Annotated in this window: 13 protein-coding genes; 10 read left to right on the top strand and 3 right to left on the bottom strand. The window is 62.4% G+C overall.

The window, feature by feature from the left end:
* Positions 1–44 precede the first annotated feature (44 nt).
* Genes ccmA through ccmI form a run of 9 tightly spaced genes read left to right on the top strand, consistent with a single transcriptional unit; the run spans position 45 to position 6,835 of the window.
* Complete coding sequence (gene ccmA, locus GLW01_RS09440) at positions 45–680, top strand: cytochrome c biogenesis heme-transporting ATPase CcmA (RefSeq protein ID WP_160898882.1); 636 nt, start codon at positions 45–47, stop codon at positions 678–680.
* Positions 667–1,395 (top strand): heme exporter protein CcmB, encoded by a 729-nt coding sequence (ccmB, locus tag GLW01_RS09435; RefSeq protein WP_237416539.1) that lies wholly within the window; start codon positions 667–669, stop codon positions 1,393–1,395. The genes ccmA and ccmB overlap by 14 nt, the downstream gene beginning before the upstream one ends.
* 20 nt (positions 1,396–1,415) lie before the next feature.
* Complete coding sequence (locus tag GLW01_RS09430; RefSeq protein WP_151439320.1) at positions 1,416–2,153, top strand: heme ABC transporter permease; 738 nt, start codon at positions 1,416–1,418, stop codon at positions 2,151–2,153.
* Positions 2,154–2,171: 18 nt separating this feature from the next.
* Complete coding sequence (gene ccmD, locus GLW01_RS09425; protein WP_151439321.1) at positions 2,172–2,387, top strand: heme exporter protein CcmD; 216 nt, start codon at positions 2,172–2,174, stop codon at positions 2,385–2,387.
* On the top strand, positions 2,371–2,865 hold the full coding sequence (gene ccmE, locus GLW01_RS09420; RefSeq protein ID WP_160898881.1) for a cytochrome c maturation protein CcmE: 495 nt from the start codon (positions 2,371–2,373) through the stop codon (positions 2,863–2,865). The genes ccmD and ccmE overlap by 17 nt, the downstream gene beginning before the upstream one ends.
* 36 nt (positions 2,866–2,901) lie before the next feature.
* A complete protein-coding gene (locus GLW01_RS09415) occupies positions 2,902–4,905 on the top strand; it encodes a heme lyase CcmF/NrfE family subunit (RefSeq protein WP_160898880.1) in 2,004 nt (667 codons plus the stop codon).
* Complete coding sequence (locus tag GLW01_RS09410) at positions 4,902–5,435, top strand: DsbE family thiol:disulfide interchange protein (RefSeq protein ID WP_151439324.1); 534 nt, start codon at positions 4,902–4,904, stop codon at positions 5,433–5,435. Before GLW01_RS09415 ends, GLW01_RS09410 begins: the two co-directional genes overlap by 4 nt.
* Positions 5,410–5,883, top strand: a complete 474-nt coding sequence (locus tag GLW01_RS09405) for a cytochrome c-type biogenesis protein (RefSeq protein WP_151439325.1) — start codon at positions 5,410–5,412, stop codon at positions 5,881–5,883. The genes GLW01_RS09410 and GLW01_RS09405 overlap by 26 nt, the downstream gene beginning before the upstream one ends.
* Before the next feature lie 22 nt (positions 5,884–5,905).
* Positions 5,906–6,835, top strand: coding sequence for a c-type cytochrome biogenesis protein CcmI (gene ccmI / locus GLW01_RS09400; protein WP_160898879.1), 930 nt, complete (start codon positions 5,906–5,908; stop codon positions 6,833–6,835).
* Here ccmI and GLW01_RS09395 read toward each other — a convergent pair.
* Positions 6,832–8,499: a BatD family protein gene (locus GLW01_RS09395; protein ID WP_160898878.1), complete on the bottom strand. Its 1,668-nt coding sequence runs from the start codon at positions 8,497–8,499 to the stop codon at positions 6,832–6,834. The two genes, ccmI and GLW01_RS09395, sit on opposite strands and share 4 nt — an antisense overlap.
* 227 nt (positions 8,500–8,726) lie before the next feature.
* Here GLW01_RS09395 and GLW01_RS09390 point away from each other — a divergent pair, with 227 nt between their 5' ends.
* Positions 8,727–13,592 (top strand): NAD-glutamate dehydrogenase, encoded by a 4,866-nt coding sequence (locus GLW01_RS09390; protein WP_160898877.1) that lies wholly within the window; start codon positions 8,727–8,729, stop codon positions 13,590–13,592.
* On the opposite strand, the gene GLW01_RS09385 is transcribed toward GLW01_RS09390, so the two are convergent.
* Together GLW01_RS09385 and GLW01_RS09380 are read right to left on the bottom strand one after the other, a co-directional pair.
* Positions 13,582–14,559: a sensor domain-containing diguanylate cyclase gene (locus tag GLW01_RS09385; RefSeq protein ID WP_160898876.1), complete on the bottom strand. Its 978-nt coding sequence runs from the start codon at positions 14,557–14,559 to the stop codon at positions 13,582–13,584. The genes GLW01_RS09390 and GLW01_RS09385 overlap by 11 nt on opposite strands.
* The gene (locus tag GLW01_RS09380) at positions 14,556–15,590 is read right to left on the bottom strand and encodes a response regulator (protein ID WP_160898875.1); all 1,035 of its coding nucleotides are present in this window, start codon (positions 15,588–15,590) and stop codon (positions 14,556–14,558) included. The genes GLW01_RS09385 and GLW01_RS09380 overlap by 4 nt, the downstream gene beginning before the upstream one ends.
* Positions 15,591–15,709: the final 119 nt, after the last annotated feature.

Below are 15,709 nucleotides of genomic sequence, written 5' to 3'. Positions count from 1 at the left end.
GCGGGGGCAGACCCAACCCGCAGAACCCACCGGCCGGATGGACCATGACCAGTACCCTGCTCGAAGCCCGGCAGATCCACTGTGAACGCGATGACCGCCCCCTGTTCAGCGGCCTTGACTTCAGGGTCGGCAGCGGTGAACTGTGGCGGATCGCCGGACCCAATGGTGTGGGCAAGACCACTCTTCTACGGATACTGGCAGGCCTGAATCCCGCTTTCGAGGGGGAGCTGCTCTGGCAGGGGGAACCGGTGCACCGGGTCAGGACCCAGTACCAGGCGAATCTGCTGTTTCTGGGGCACAATGCGGGCGTTTCATCTTCTCTCACCGCCTATGAGAATCTCGCCGGATGGCAGGCCATGCGCACGCCCGCGGTGCCTGAGCAGGTGATGGTGGCATTGGCGGATGCGGGGCTTTCCGGGTATGAGGACCTCCCGGCGGCGCAGCTCTCCGCGGGGCAGCAGCGACGGGTGGCACTGGCACGCCTGTATCTTTCCAGCGCCCCTCTGTGGATTCTGGATGAGGCCTTCACGGCCGTGGACCGGGAGGCGGTGGCCCAACTCGAGGCCCTGCTTGCCAACCGCGTGCGGGCCGGAGGCGCGGTCATCCTGACGACCCATCACCGCCTGGCGCTGGAAGGGGTTCAGGTACTGACACTGGGGGAGGGCTATGATGCGGTCTGAACCCAGGGTTCCGGTACGCCTCCAGGAACAGGAGAGCGGCTGGCCGCGCGCGGCTGTTGAGACCGTGCGCCGGGAATGGCTCATTGCATTCCGCAACCGCCAGGATCTGATGAATCCGCTGGTGTTCTTTGTACTCATTGTCTCGCTGTTCCCGCTGGGGGTAAGCCCTGAGCCGGAGTTCCTGCGGCAGGCCGGTCCGGGCATCGTCTGGGTGGCAGCACTGCTGTCCATACTCCTGTCCCTGAACTTGTTGTTCCGCAATGACTATGCGGATGGGCATCTGGAACAATGGGTGCTGTCCCCCCAGCCGCTGGCGCTGCTGGCACTGGCACGGGTTGCCGCTGTATGGGTCACCACGGTGTTGCCACTGGTGCTGCTGGTGCCCGTGCTGGCTGTCATGCTGCACCTGAGCCCGGGCACCGGGCTGGTTCTGGTTCTGACGCTGCTGGTGGGTACGCCCGTTCTGGTGCTGGTTGGCGCTATCGGTGCCGCGCTGACGGTGAGCCTGCGTGGCAGTGGTGTGCTGCTGGTTCTGATCATGACCCCCTTCTATGTGCCGGTGCTGATCTTTGGCACCGGAGCGGTGACGGCCGCCGTGGAAGGCGCTTCCATCACCGGGCATCTGGCCCTTTTGGGGGCCATGCTGTCGCTGGCAGTGGTGCTGGCACCGCTGGCCATCGCCGGAGCGTTGCGCATCAGCGTTTCCAATGGGTGAAATGAACTGAGGATCGCCACATGTGGCAATGGTTTCACAAACTGGGCTCCCCCAAGTGGTTCTTTGGCATCGCCGGCCGGCTGATGCCCTGGCTGGGATGGTCGGCCCTGATTGTCCTGACAGCGGGCGTGGTCTGGGGGCTGTTGTTCGCGCCCGCCGACTACCAGCAGGGGGACAGTTACCGCATCATCTTCATCCATGTACCTTCAGCCTATCTCGGGCAGTCACTCTATGTGGCCATGGCCGTCGCCGGTGTGGTGGGGCTTGTGTGGCGGATGAAGATGGCGGACACCTTCATCGCTTCCGCCACGGCGGTGGGAGCGGCCATGACATTCCTGGCGCTTCTCACCGGGGCGGTCTGGGGCAAACCCACCTGGGGCACCTGGTGGGTCTGGGACGCGCGCCTGACCTCCATGCTGCTGCTGCTGTTCCTGTACCTGGGGGTGATGGCGCTGCGTGGTGCCATGGAGGATCCGGACGTGCGTGCACGCGCCAGCGCCATCCTGGTGATTGTGGGCGTGGTGAACATCCCCATCATCAAGTACTCGGTGGAGTGGTGGAACACGCTGCATCAGCCGGCAACCATCAAGGTGACGGAGGCGCCCTCCATGCCGGCCAGCATGTGGGTGCCGCTGCTGATCTGCCTGCTGGGATTCCACCTGCTTGTGGCCTGGCTGATTCTCTGGCGCATGCGTAATGACATTCTGTTAAGAGAGCGGCGCGCACGCTGGGTTCGGGACTGGGTTCTGGCACAATAGGGGCCTCGGAGGCGATATATGCAGTTCGATTCATTCCAGGCACTGATCACGATGGGAGGCCACGGGGCCTACGTCTGGTTCAGTTACGCCACATTCATACTGGTGATCCTGGGGCTGATCCTTGCCACCGCTATCCAGCGTCGGCAGGTCATTAAGCATCATCGCCGCCTCATGCGCAGTGAGGCACAACGCCATGGCAGTGGAGGAAAGACACACAATGCATCCGGTGCGTAAACGCCGTCTCACCATCGTTCTGGCTCTGTTCGCGGGCTTTGCCGTGGCCGTATCGCTGGCGGTGGTCGCCCTGCAGGAGAACATGAATCTCTTCTACAGCCCCGCCGAGATTGCAACCGGCAAGGCGCCGGTTCAGCAGCGGATCCGGGCCGGTGGCCTGGTGGCGGAGGGGAGCCTGGAGCGTGATCCGGATTCGCTGAAGGTCCGCTTTGTCATCACGGACAACCAGGGGCGGGTGCCGGTTGAATACAAGGGCATCCTGCCGGACCTGTTCCGGGAGGGCCAGGGCGTTGTGGCGCTTGGTGAGCTGAACGAGGACGGCATGCTCAGGGCGGACCAGGTCCTGGCAAAGCATGATGAGGACTACATGCCGCCCGAGGTCAAGAAGGCCCTGGAGAAATCCGGGCGCCTGAAGGAAGGGGGTGACTACCCGGCAGAAGGAATGGATCACGGTAACAGCAGTAGCAGCGGCACCTGAGGTGCTGGTGGCAGTGACTCTGACGCAGGAGAAATAATGGTTCCTGAACTCGGCAATTTCGCACTGATCCTGGCGTTGCTTATGGCGGTGGCGCTGGTGGTGGTGCCCATGACAGGGGCGACGATCCGCCATCCGGGCCTGATGGCCTTTGACCGGCCGCTGGTGGCGGGCATGTTTGTGATGCTCGTGCTCAGCTACGCCTGCCTTACCTGGTCCTTCATGGTCGATGACTTCTCCGTGGGCTATGTGGCCAACAACAGCAACAGTATGCTGCCCTGGTACTATAAGTTCAGTGCAGTCTGGGGCGGTCACGAGGGCTCGATGCTGCTCTGGGTGCTGATCCTGGGGGCCTGGACGCTGGCGGTGGCCCTGTTCAGCCGCAACCTCCCGGACGAGATGCGGGCCCGGGTGCTGTCCATCATGGGGCTGATCGGAGTTGGCTTCATGCTGTTTACGCTGATCACCTCCAATCCCTTTGAGCGCATGCTGCCGAATATTCCCCGGGATGGGGCCGACCTGAACCCGCTGCTGCAGGATTTCGGTCTGATCGTTCATCCGCCGATGCTCTACATGGGCTATGTGGGCTTCTCAGTGGTGTTTGCTTTCGCCATCGCCTCGCTGCTGGGTGGCCGCCTGGATGCCGTCTGGGCCCGCTGGTCGCGCCCCTGGACCACGGTGGCGTGGGCCTTTCTCACCCTTGGTATCGCCCTGGGCAGCTGGTGGGCCTATTACGAGCTTGGTTGGGGCGGCTGGTGGTTCTGGGACCCGGTCGAGAATGCCTCGTTCATGCCCTGGCTTGTGGGCACGGCTCTGATCCATTCACTGGCGGTGACCGAGAAGCGTGGTGTCTTCAAGAGCTGGACGGTGCTGCTGGCCATCATGACGTTCGCGCTGAGCATACTGGGGACCTTCCTGGTGCGCTCCGGGGTGCTGACCTCGGTGCATGCGTTCGCCACCGATCCGGAACGGGGCTTCTTCATACTGATGATGCTGGCGGTCACCGTGGTTGGCTCTCTGGCCCTCTACGCGATCCGGGCGCCGGCGGTGCAGGGCCGTACCGGGTTCACCCTGTTCTCCCGGGAAGCCCTGCTGCTGCTGAACAATGTCTTCCTGGTGGTAGCGACCTTTGTGGTTCTCCTGGGAACCATTTTCCCGCTGATCCTCGATTACATGGGAGGCGGAACCCTGTCCGTGGGGGAACCCTACTTCAACATCACGTTCGTGCCCATTGCCCTGATGACCGGGGTCATTCTGGGCTTCGGGGTGCTGACACGCTGGAAGCGCACGCCCGTGGACCTGGTGCTGCGCAAGCTGCTGGTGCCGGCCGTGCTCAGTGTCATCGTTGCGGTGGTCACGCCACTGCTGATGGTGGGGGAACTCAGTGTCCTCAGCGTCATCGGTCTGATGGTGGCGGCATGGGTTGCCTTCACCACGCTCAGGGACGTCTGGGACAAGACAGCCAGCCGCCAGGGTCGCTGGCATGGCCTGCGCCGGCTTTCGCGCAGCTACAACGGCATGGTTCTGGGGCACGTGGGCCTGGCCATGTCGATCGCCGGCGCCACCATGGTCTCCATCCACGGGGTGGAGCAGGACCGGCGGATGGCCCCGGGCGACCGACTCGAGGTTGCCGGCTATGAATGGCATTTCGCGGATCTGGGGGAACGCCAGGGGCCCAACTTCACGGCACAGCGGGCAACCTTTGACATCTACCGGGAGGGTGAGAAAGTGACCACCGTTTACCCGGAGAAACGCCACTATCCGGTCCGGGACAGCGTCATGACCAATGCCGGCATCAGCGCCGGGGTTCTCAAGGACCTGTTTGTGGCTCTGGGTGAGAATGTTGAGGGACAGACGGCCTGGAGCGTGCGCATCCAGTACAAGCCCATGGTGCGCTGGATCTGGGGCGGCGCCCTTTTCATGGCGCTCGGTGGTGCCTTTGCGGTCAGTGATCGGCGTTACCGCGTGCGCCAGAGGCAGACGGTCACCGTGGCCGAAAAGCCCAGGGCCAGCCAGCCCGTGGCTGAAGGAGCGGCGTCATGAACCGGATCTGGCTTTTCCTGCCGCTGGTTCTAGCGGTCACGCTGGGTGTAGTCCTCTATTGGGGCCTCGGTGAGGACCCCAGTGAGCTGGATTCCGCGCTGGTGGGCCGTGAGGTGCCGTCTTTCGAACTGCCCATGCTTCGTGAAGCCGAATCACCTGCCAGGCCGGAGATGCTGAAGGGCAAGGTTCAGCTGTTGAACGTCTGGGCGACCTGGTGTGCGGCCTGCCGCGTGGAGCATCCACACCTTAACCGGCTTGCGGAGCAGGGGGTGCCCATTGTGGGGCTCAACTACAAGGATGAGCGGGATAAGGCTGTGGAATGGCTGGCCGAGCGTGGCGACCCTTACACCCAGGTGATCTATGACCCGGAAGGCAGCCTGGGATTTGACCTCGGTGTCTATGGCGCACCGGAAACCTATCTGATCGATGCCGAGGGCATCGTCCGCCACCGTCATGTGGGCGTGGTGGATCAAGACGTCTGGGAGTCCGATTTTGAGCCGCTCTATGAACGTTACCGTCAAGACGGTTGAAGCCGTCCTGTTGCTGCTGGCTGTGATGCTGCTTGCCATGCCGGCTGCGGCCCAGGAGCGTTTCGAGGACCCGCAGCTGCGTGAACGTTTCAGCGAACTCACGCGGGAGCTCAGGTGCCCGAAGTGTCAGAATGAATCCATTGCCGAATCCGGAGCCCCCATCTCTGAGGACATGCGCGAGCGCGTTCGCCGGATGATGCGCGAGGGTGCCACGGATGAGGAGATCCGCCAGGCCATGGTGGATCGTTTCGGCAGTTTCGTGAGCTATCGGCCGGAGTTCGCCCCCCGCACCTGGGCACTCTGGATCGGCCCCTTTGTGGCGCTGGTGATCGGTGTCGGCGTGGTGCTTGCTCTGGTGGCGCGGAATCGCGCACGCCGACAGCTTGATTCAACCCCGCTGTCCGACGAAGAGCGTCGCCGCGCGGAGCAGTGGCTGCGTGATGAATGAATCCCAACCCGAGTGAGCTTTTATGCCCCTGAATTTCTGGCTTGCCGTCCTCCTTCTGATCATCCTGGCGCTGGTCTTTGTCATCTATCCGATGCTGTTCGCCCGCCGCTCCAGGCCCATGGTGCAGTATCGCGAGCAGAACCTTGCCACCTACCGAGCCCGTCTTGCCGAGCTGGAACGCGAGCGGGATGAGGGAGCCCTGGATGAATCGGGGTTCGAGTCCCTCAAGGATGAACTGGAGATGCGTCTTCTGCGCGATGTCGAGGTGGAGGGCACAGAAAGTGACGGCAGCTCCCGGGGGCGCGCTGGTGTCGTGATCACGACGCTGGTGCTGGTGCTGGCGCTGCCGGTGGGGGCCTTCCTGCTCTATGATTCGCTGGGCGCCAGTGACCAGGTGGCGCAGTTCCGCGAACGTCAGCAGATGATGCAGGGCGGTATGGATGCGTCCGATGTGGATGCCATGGTGCAGCGCCTTCAGGCACGGCTGGAGGCGGACCCGGATAATCCACAGGGGTGGGCCATGCTGGGGCGCAGCTACATGCAGCTCGAGCGCTTCCGGCAGGCTGCCGAAGCCTATGGCGAACTGGCGCGCGCCATTGAGCGTGCCGGAGACGGGAACCCGGCAGCAGCCCTTGGGCTGCGGGCTCAGGCCCTGTTCATGGCCAACCAGGGGGAGGTGACCGCTGAAGTTGATAATGCCATCAGCCGTGCCCGCGAGGGTAACCCGGATGAGGTCAACAGCCTGGGCCTTCTGGGCGTTGAGGCGTTCCGCAGTGGCGACTACCGCGAGGCGCTGGACTACTGGGAGCGCATTCTGGAGATCGCCCCGGATCACCCGCAGGCCGACAGCATCCGGCGGGGGGTGGCAGCAGCGTATTCAGAGCTTGGAGAGCCGGTGCCCGAGGACCTCCGTCAGGAGGACCGCAATCAGAGCGGCGAATCGGGCAGCTAGGAACCGTTGCGGGGGCGGCCGGCGAGCCGCCTCAGTACGCCCACCAGTTCATCCCCCTCCCAGGCCTCACGTTCATCCGGATTGGCAAACAGATGGCGCTCCAGCGCCTGAAGTTCCCGGGTGAGCTGGGGGTCATTCAGGTAGGCGGTGACATCGCCCACAGTACGCAGAGACGGGCGATTGAAATGTACCGCCGCCCAGTGGGGCAGCAGGGTCAGGGTGTCCGCCTCGCCCCTGCGGGCATGCTCACACAGAGCACGGAAACGCTCCCGGTTGGCTTTCTCCTCAGTGCTCAGCGCCAGCGTGTCGTCCCTGGTGTGGCGGTTGCGCCACCACGCGATGCCCGTGATCAGCCACCCGGAGGCGAGCACCACAGCCAGCCAGAACCACAGCGGAGGCAGGGCGGTACTGCCGGGGCGGGAGAGGTTGATCCTGGAGAGTGCCTCCCTGACGTCCTTCTCGGCGCTTTCGTTGGCTTCGGCGCCGGCCGCGGGCTCAACCTTCATTTCATGGGCCTGTAGCACAGCCTCACGCTGCTCATTCTCTTCCACGTCCCACCAGGGAATGCGGACTTCCGGCAGGGTAATCCGGCCTGGTTCAATGGGGACCAGGCTGGAACGCTTGCGCAGCCGCCCCTCGATGCTGTCTCCGGTCAAGCGTGACTCTGATTTCCAGGGGCTGGGGTACTCCCTCAGGCTGTCCGGATAACCGATGGTGAGTCGGGGCAGAGACTCGGGAGCCACACCCACAGCACGTATATGGATGTCACGGCGTATGCTGTCGCCGGCGTGCACCGAATCCGGGGAATCCGACCACTTCTGAGTGAGTTCCAGGTTGCGCGCGGGCAGCCAGATTTCGCCGCTGAAGGATTCCGGTGGCGGATTTACCTTGATGCGCTGGGACGGCGCGGTGGCGATTACGGGTACCAGATCGCCGCCTTCGGTCTGCTTGCGTGCCTCAAAGCGCTGTTCGGGAAGAATCAGGGTGCCGGCGGACTGAGGGACGATCACAAAGCGCCGCTCCACCACCTGCCATTCACGCCCGTCCCTTTCGGCCCTGTATTCGCGCTGCTCACCCAGTGGTTTGACCATGGCATCAGGAATCGTGGGTGAGGATAGATTCGCCTGCGCCAGGGGTGGCTCATAGTAGACGCGCTGGGTCAGGATGATCTGCTGCTGCACATAGACTTCCCCCTCACTCAGGTTGACGTCCAGCCGGGCTTCGGGTTCGGCGCGTTCCGCGGGCGCCACGCCGGGCATGACGGTGACGTCAATGGAGCGGCTCTGCATGTCCTGGAACTGCAGTGCGGGAATGGTCAGCTCGCCCGCTCTTCGGGGAGCCAGGAGAAAGGTCCAGGTGACCTGCCCCCGGTTGACGCCGTTCTTGGATTGGATGGCCATGCGCTGGTGGCGGTCCAGAATCCGGAAATCGTGCTCCAGTGGGGCTGTGTTGGGATGGGGGATATCCATCTCCGCGGGGTTGAGCAGTGAGCCCAGACTGAAGTCGAGTTCGGTTTCGGTGTCGAGGGTGAGGGTGATCAGTTCATTGGCATAGAGGCGTTTGGGATTGGCCGAGGCGGTGAGGTCCGCCACGGCGATACTGCTCCAGCCGGTCAGCATCGCCAGCAGGGCAAAAGTGCACAGGGTAATCCGACAGATCCGCATGACAGCGCAGTTGCTCCTGGTCCGGGTGGGCAATCCGTGTCACATCCTCGCGCACCCGGCGGCAAGGCTCAAGCCACGGAACGGGACACAGTTCCGGATCAGCCGGGTTATTTCCAAATCGTAATTGAATGCGGCCATCCATAAGGAGTTACCGCAAATCCATGGGCCATAGGGCGTGGTTTTGTCTATGCTGAGGGAACGCAGACCGACGGCCACAGGATGCCATCATGAATGAGGAAACCTTCTCCACCATGGCGGAGTTCCAGCAGAAGCTCGATGGGGCGCTGAGAGAGCGTCTTCCGGCAGACCAGGCGGATCGCATCAGCGACTTCGCCCAGCGCTATTTCGAACACATGCCCTTCGCTGAGTTGGTCCAGCAGCGCTTCCTTGATGCCTACGGAGCTGTGCTCTCAGCCTGGGAGTTTGTCCAGCAGGGTCCGGGCCAGGAGTCGCGGGTCTGGGTGTTCAATCCGGATCTGGAGAAGGATGGCTGGGAGTCCAGCCATACGGTGATGTTCGTGTTGCATCCGAACATCCCCTTCCTGATCGACTCCATGCGCATGGAGGTCAATGCCCGGGAATTGAATATCCATACCATCCATTACACCATCCTCAATCCCGAGCGTGATGAAAAAGGCGATCTGGTGCGGCTTAACGAGGCCGTGAAGAAGCCGCTCGAGCCGGGCGAGGAAGCCCTGATCGTGATGGAAGTGGATCGCCACTCGGACAGCGCCGCCCTGAGTGCCCTGCGTGCCGACGTGGAGCAGGTACTTGGAGAGGTCCGGATTGCGGTGTCGGACTTCCCCCGTATGCGCGACAAGGCAACGGCCATACTGGATGAGCTGGCGGACCCGCCGAAGACGCTGTCGTCGGAGGAGGTCAGCGAGGCCAGGGCCTTTCTGGAATGGCTGGTGGATGACCGTTTCACCTTCCTGGGCTATGACGAGTACGACTTCGTGCGTGAGAACCGGCGCACGGAGATCCGGCAGGTGCCGGATTCCGAACTGGGGATTCTGCGAACCTACAATGAGCGGCCGAGCAGCATCCGCATGAAGGACATGCCGCGCCAGACGCGCGAGGCCATGACCGACAGCAGCAGTCTGTTCATTTTCGGCAAGTCCGCCCAGCGCTCACGCATCCACAGGCCGGCGTATCCGGACTACATCGCCATCAAGAAACTGGATGAGAAAGGGCGTGTCGTGGGCGAGCGTCGCTTCCTCGGTCTCTACACCTCACGGGTTTACCATGAGCGCCCGGATGAGATTCCTCTGCTGCGGCGCAAGATCGAATACGTGCTGAGCCAGTCAGGGTTCCCGCGTGAGGACTACGCGGGCAAGGAACTGGATCAGATCCTGACGGTCTACCCCCGGGACCAGCTTTTCCAGATCGGGGGGGACGAGCTGGTGGATGTGGCCAAGGCCATCCTCTATATCCAGGAACGGCGCAAGATCCGGTTGTTCATGCGCGAGGACGTCTATGGCCAGTTCGTAACCTGTCTGGCATTCGTGCCGCGCGAACTGTATTCAACCCAGCTGCGGGTGAGCATGCAGAATGCCATCGTGCGGGCGCTGGATGCCGAGGGCATTGATTTCACCACCTATTTCTCGGAATCCGTGCTGGCGCGCACCCAGTTCACAGTACGGGTTCAGCCCCAGGAGAACCGGGTTCTGCCGGTGGAGGAACTGCAGCAGAAACTGGTGGAACTGGCGCGCTCCTGGCAGGACACCCTGCAGGAGGCTCTGATCGAGCACCACGGTGAAGAGATCGGGACCCGGCTCTCCGCCTGCTATGAGAATGCCTTTCCGGCGGGCTACCGGGACATGTTCTCGGCACGGCGTGCCGCGATTGACGTGGAATACCTGGACCGGATCCATGAAACCGGCCGGATGGCCATGAGCTTCTACCGGGATCCGGAGGAGAGCGCCAACACGCTGCACTTCAAGCTGTTCCATCCGCATCAGCAGCTGCCGCTTTCCGACGTGATTCCGGTGTTCGAGAACATCGGTTTCCGGGTGATCGGCGAGCATCCGTTCGAGATCACGGACCGCAGCGGCAATACCCACTGGATCCATGATTTCGCGCTGCGCTCACGCTCCGGCGAGCCCATCGACATTGAGCGCATCAGGCCCATCTTTGAATCGCTGTTCACCCGTGTCTGGCATGGCGAGGGGGAGAACGACCACTTCAACCAGCTGCTGCTGGCCGGCTACCTGGACTGGCGTTCCATCTCGCTGCTGCGGGCCTATGCGCGCTATATGCAGCAGATCCGCATCAGCAACAGCCAGACCTTCATCGCCGGAACCCTGGCACGACATGGCAAGCTGGTATCACTGCTTCTGCAGTTCTTCGATGTGCGCTTCAACCCAGAGCGTTACCAGAGCGAGCGCCAGTGCGAGGCGGCCCAGAAAAAGATCGCCATTGAGTTCGGCAGTGGCCTGGATGAGGTACCGAACCTGAGCGAGGATCGGGTTCTGCGGCTGTTCCTTGAGCTGATGCAGGCCACGACCCGGACCAATTTCTACCAGGAGGGGAGCAACGGGGACAGCAACTGCATCAGCCTGAAATTTGATCCTTCCCAGCTTGCCGACCTGCCGCGCCCGCGGCCGGTCTATGAGATTTTTGTGTACTCGCCCCAGGTGGAAGGGGTTCACCTGCGCGGTGGCAAGGTGGCACGCGGGGGGCTGCGGTGGTCGGACCGGTTCGAGGATTACCGCACCGAGATCCTGGGGCTGGTGAAGGCCCAGCAGGTCAAGAACGCGGTGATTGTGCCCGTGGGGGCCAAGGGCGGTTTCGTCGCCAAACAGATTCACCGGGACGCCGACCGTCAGGAGGTGCAGGCCGCCGGGCGTGCCGCCTACAGCTGCTTCATCCGGGGGCTTCTGGATGTGACGGACAACTTTGTTGATGGCGAAGTGATCCCGCCCAAAGGTGTCATCCGTCACGATGAGGACGACTACTACCTGGTGGTGGCACCGGATAAGGGGACGGCGACCTTCTCGGATCTGGCCAACGAGATCTCCAACGAATACGGCTTCTGGATGGAGGACGGTTTCGCCTCCGGCGGCAGCTATGGGTATGACCACAAGAAGATGGGGATCACCGCCAAAGGGGCCTGGGTGTCCGTGGAACGCCACTTCCGCGAGCTGGGCGTGAACACCGATACCGATGAGTTCAGCGTCGTCGGGATCGGTGACATGGCCGGCGACGTGTTCGGTAACGGCATGCTGCTGTCCAGAAAGATCCGTCTGGTGGCGGCCTTCAATCACCAGCACATCTTCCTGGACCCGGATCCGGACCCCGAGGCGAGCTTCCGTGAGCGCGAGCGCCTGTTCGCGCTGCCGGGCTCCTCATGGGAGGAGTACGATACCGGGGTGATTTCCGAAGGCGGGGGCGTGTTCAGCCGGGCCTCCAAGTCGGTCCCGCTGAGCCAGCCGGTCAAGGAGCTGCTCGGCACCCGTTCCGATCACATGCCGCCAAACATGCTGATTTCCCACCTGCTGCGAATGCGGCATGACCTGCTCTGGCTCGGTGGTATCGGCACCTTCGTCAAGAGCCGCCACGAATCCCATGGCGATGTGGGAGATAAGGCCAACGACGGACTGCGAGTGGACGGGGCCGAACTGGGCTCGCGTGTTGTGGGCGAGGGCGGCAACCTGGGCATGTCCCAGGCCGGTCGCGTGGAGTTTGCGCGCCATGGCGGTCGCTGCAACACCGATTTCATTGACAACTCCGGTGGGGTGGACTGCTCCGACCGGGAGGTCAACATGAAGATCCTGCTCAACCGGCAGGTGGCCCAGGGGGATCTGACCTTCAAGCAGCGCAATGAGTTCCTCACCAGCATGACCGAGGATGTCTCCCGCCTGGTGCTGGAGAACAACTACCGCCAGACCCAGGCGATTTCCATCGCGAACTCGGAAGGGGCTGAGAGGCTTGAGGAGTACCGGCGCCTGATGGTCCGGTACGAGAACCGGGGCCTGCTCGACCGTGGGCTCGAGAATCTGCCCGACGAAGAGGCGCTGAACGAGCGCCAGCTGAACGGGCAGGGGCTGACCCGCCCGGAACTGTCAGTGCTGATCGCGATGGTTAAGGCAGACCTCAAGCAGGTGCTGGTCGCCAGCGATCTTCCGGAGGATCCCGGGGTCAAGCCCATGATCCGGGAGATGTTCCCCTCACAGCTGGTCGAACGTTTCGACCAGGCGCTTGAGCAGCACCAGCTGCGGCGCGAGATCATTGCCACACGGGTGGCCAATGATCTGATCAATCATATGGGCATGACCTTTGTGGAACGGCTTCAGCAGTCCACCGGCGCAGCACTGCCATCCATTGCCAGGGCCTATCTTATCTCCAAGAGGATCTATCGCCTGGATTACTGGTGGCAGCAGGTGGAGGCGTTGGACTACAGCATCTCGAGCGACCTCCAGATTGAGCTCCAGAGTGAACTGATGCGCCTTGTGCGGCGCGGTGCGCGCTGGCTTCTGCGCAACCGGCGGAGTGAAATCGACATGCCGACCCAGGTTGAACGTTTCCAGACCCGGCTGGACGCCATGGCGGGTGATCTGCCGTCCTACATTGGTGAGCGGGCGCTGGATCTCTGGCAGCAGGAGCGCGACCGGCTGACGGGTGAGGGCGTTCCCGAGCCGCTTGCCGGGGTTGTCGCCGGCTCCGGCCACCTTCTCTCCGGGCTGGGGATCATCGATGCCCGCGAGGAAACCGGTCTGGACCTCAAGGAAGTGGCGCATCTCTACTTCGCGGTGGGAGACGAGCTGGAGCTGGACTGGTTCGCCAGCGCCATATCCGCGCTGGTGCCCCGCAGCCACTGGGAGGCGCTGGCCCGGGAAAGTTTCCGCGAGGACCTGAACTGGCAGCAGCGTGCGCTGACGACGGGGATACTGCGGTCACGTACTCCGGGTACGGATCTACAGACCACCCTCCAGACCTGGGCCAGTGAGCATGCCGGTCTGATCGAGCGCTGGCACGGCATCATGGGGGAGCTGCGCAGTCAGAACACGCCGGAATACGCTATGTTCTCCGTTGCCCTGCGGGAACTGCTGGATCTGGCGCAGAGCACTGTGCACGTGGGCATCAGCGGCTGACCGGGTGCTGGGTTTCAGCGAGGGCGATCTGATTGCGGCCATTGTCCTTGGCCGCATAGAGCGCCTTATCGACCAGTGACAGCCACTGGTGGTGATCGCCCATCGTGCTGCTCACCTGGGCGACGCCGAGGCTGATCGTGCATTGAATAATGCCGGCCTCGGTCGTCACTTCCATGGTGCTGATCGACTGCCGCAGCCGTTCGCCCAGTATCTCACCGCCCCCGATATCCGTTTCCGGCAGTATCACGGCGAATTCCTCGCCTCCGTAGCGACCCGCTATGTCCGTCTGTCTGAGGCGTTCCGAGATCATCCCTGAAACCGCCCGGATAACATCGTCACCGGCCTGGTGTCCCCAGGTATCGTTAATGGGCTTGAAGTGATCAATGTCGAGCATCAGCAGCGTTCCGATGCTCCCGTAGCGGCGGAATCGCTCAAATTCGCTGGCCAGGAGTGACTCCCAGGCACAGCGATTGAGCAGCCCGGTCAGGCCATCGCTCTGGCTCTGCTGCTGCAGGCGGGCGTTGGAACGCTCCATCCGGAGTTTGGCAGTCGCACTGTCCGTGACGTCGTAAACCACCAGGCAGACATGGTCCACCTCCCCTGAGGCACTGGTTAGGGGGCTGAAGGTGATGTTCTGGTACATATAGGGCTCGGTGCCCGTAATCGGTCGTGCATTACGGAAAGGGAACGGGTGGGGGCGTTGTTCCCAGGTGGTGAAGGTGCGCATGTTCAGTGTCAGCGCGGTTTCCATCTTGCGCCAGATCCAGCCTTCATGGATTTCCGGAAAAATCTCTAAGAGTGAGCAATCCTGGACCCGGGTGGCACTGAAGCCGCTGTGATTTTCCATGAACCCATTCCAGAGCTGGATGCGGAGCTGGCGATCCAGTACCACCAGCCCAACCTCAATGGTCTGGAGCATATCCATGATCCAGTGGAATTCATGCAGAGTATTTCTTGATTCCGTCATGCTGAACCCCCCGTGCTGGGATCGGGAAGCCACGCGAGAGCCTCGCGCAGCGGAGCTACGGATTCCTCACTGAACAGCAGAAGCAGGTCGCACTCGAGGTCGTGGGATTCGATGGTGTAGGTGAGTTCGATGGTCAGGATCTGCTGCCACGCATACTGGCTTCCGTCCAGGAGATCGCTGATGTCCAGATGCGTACCGAGAACAACCGGGTGACTCAGTCCGAACTGTCTGTCCATCTGTTGCCCGAAGCCGCGCAGGAACGCCCCTACCATGATACTGGAAAGGTCCATGAGCGGTTCGGTGTTGTTGCTGGCATTGTCCTCCTCCGGGTAGCCGAGCAGGTGGGACAGTGTCTCCAGCCGGGCATTATTGAACAGTAAAAGGCCCTCCCCGGTGATGCCGGCGCCACTGAATCCCTGGCACACGCCTGACCAGGTGGAGGTCGAATCCGTGATGTTCAGGGCCATTCGCAGCTCCGAGGCTGCCAGCATGTTGACGCGCGGCACGGGAAGTTTGATGAATACATCCAGCAGCCGTGCCAGAAGGTCGCCTGCCTGACCCATGGCAATATTGGCAATCTCCTGAAGCGCATCCTGCCAGGGCACATCCGGATCCGAGCCTGGAGTGGGCGGTGCGGTTACATTCTCCGTGCCATGCCCAGAGGGACTGTAAAGTCCATAGTCTTTCAGGGTCTGCGCGAGAACCTGAGGGTCGATGGGTTTACGGATGAAATTGAGCGCACCAAGCCGTAGGACCCGCCTGTAAGCCTCGGGTTGGATGTCCCCGGAAACGACAAGTACAAGGGCGGGCAGTTCTTCCCGATGTACATGCTCGAGCACCACGTATCCGTCGGAGCCCGGCATATTGAGATCGAGAAAGACCACAGAGCCCTTACCGTCACGGATCGCCTCAAGGCAGGCATCGCCGTCCTCCACAAAGGTCAGCGTGGTGTCCCAGTCCGCAGGCAGGGCCCGGGCCATCTGTTTGCGTGCCATGGAGGAGTCGTCGCAGATGATCACGCCTGTGGACATCGATGCTCCGGAAAATTGGGGGAGAAAGGCACCAGGTCAGTCCCAGTAACGTATTCCAGAAAGGTAGCAGGTGCATTGGATTTTTCACATGGATCGGGGCGGGGAAGTCAGCAGGACGT

It is taken from the genome of Vreelandella halophila, from assembly GCF_009856365.1.
GTDB classification, from domain to species: domain Bacteria; phylum Pseudomonadota; class Gammaproteobacteria; order Pseudomonadales; family Oleiphilaceae; genus Halospina; species Halospina utahensis_B.
The sequence above is the reverse complement of the archived record's forward strand: the minus strand, read 5'-3'. Positions and strand labels throughout refer to the sequence as shown.

What these genes read in the sequence shown, in the direction of transcription:
- GLW01_RS09380 (WP_160898875.1), bottom strand. Translation starts at nt 15,590, where the DNA reads ATGTCCACAGGCGTGATCATCTGCGACGACTCCTCCATGGCACGCAAA.
- GLW01_RS09385 (WP_160898876.1), bottom strand. Translation starts at nt 14,559, where the DNA reads ATGACGGAATCAAGAAATACTCTGCATGAATTCCACTGGATCATGGAT.
- ccmD (WP_151439321.1), top strand. Translation starts at nt 2,172, where the DNA reads ATGCAGTTCGATTCATTCCAGGCACTGATCACGATGGGAGGCCACGGG.
- GLW01_RS09395 (WP_160898878.1), bottom strand. Translation starts at nt 8,499, where the DNA reads ATGCGGATCTGTCGGATTACCCTGTGCACTTTTGCCCTGCTGGCGATG.
- GLW01_RS09430 (WP_151439320.1), top strand. Translation starts at nt 1,416, where the DNA reads ATGTGGCAATGGTTTCACAAACTGGGCTCCCCCAAGTGGTTCTTTGGC.
- ccmI (WP_160898879.1), top strand. Translation starts at nt 5,906, where the DNA reads ATGCCCCTGAATTTCTGGCTTGCCGTCCTCCTTCTGATCATCCTGGCG.
- GLW01_RS09415 (WP_160898880.1), top strand. Translation starts at nt 2,902, where the DNA reads ATGGTTCCTGAACTCGGCAATTTCGCACTGATCCTGGCGTTGCTTATG.
- ccmE (WP_160898881.1), top strand. Translation starts at nt 2,371, where the DNA reads ATGCATCCGGTGCGTAAACGCCGTCTCACCATCGTTCTGGCTCTGTTC.
- ccmA (WP_160898882.1), top strand. Translation starts at nt 45, where the DNA reads ATGACCAGTACCCTGCTCGAAGCCCGGCAGATCCACTGTGAACGCGAT.
- GLW01_RS09410 (WP_151439324.1), top strand. Translation starts at nt 4,902, where the DNA reads ATGAACCGGATCTGGCTTTTCCTGCCGCTGGTTCTAGCGGTCACGCTG.
- GLW01_RS09405 (WP_151439325.1), top strand. Translation starts at nt 5,410, where the DNA reads ATGAACGTTACCGTCAAGACGGTTGAAGCCGTCCTGTTGCTGCTGGCT.
- ccmB (WP_237416539.1), top strand. Translation starts at nt 667, where the DNA reads ATGATGCGGTCTGAACCCAGGGTTCCGGTACGCCTCCAGGAACAGGAG.
- GLW01_RS09390 (WP_160898877.1), top strand. Translation starts at nt 8,727, where the DNA reads ATGAATGAGGAAACCTTCTCCACCATGGCGGAGTTCCAGCAGAAGCTC.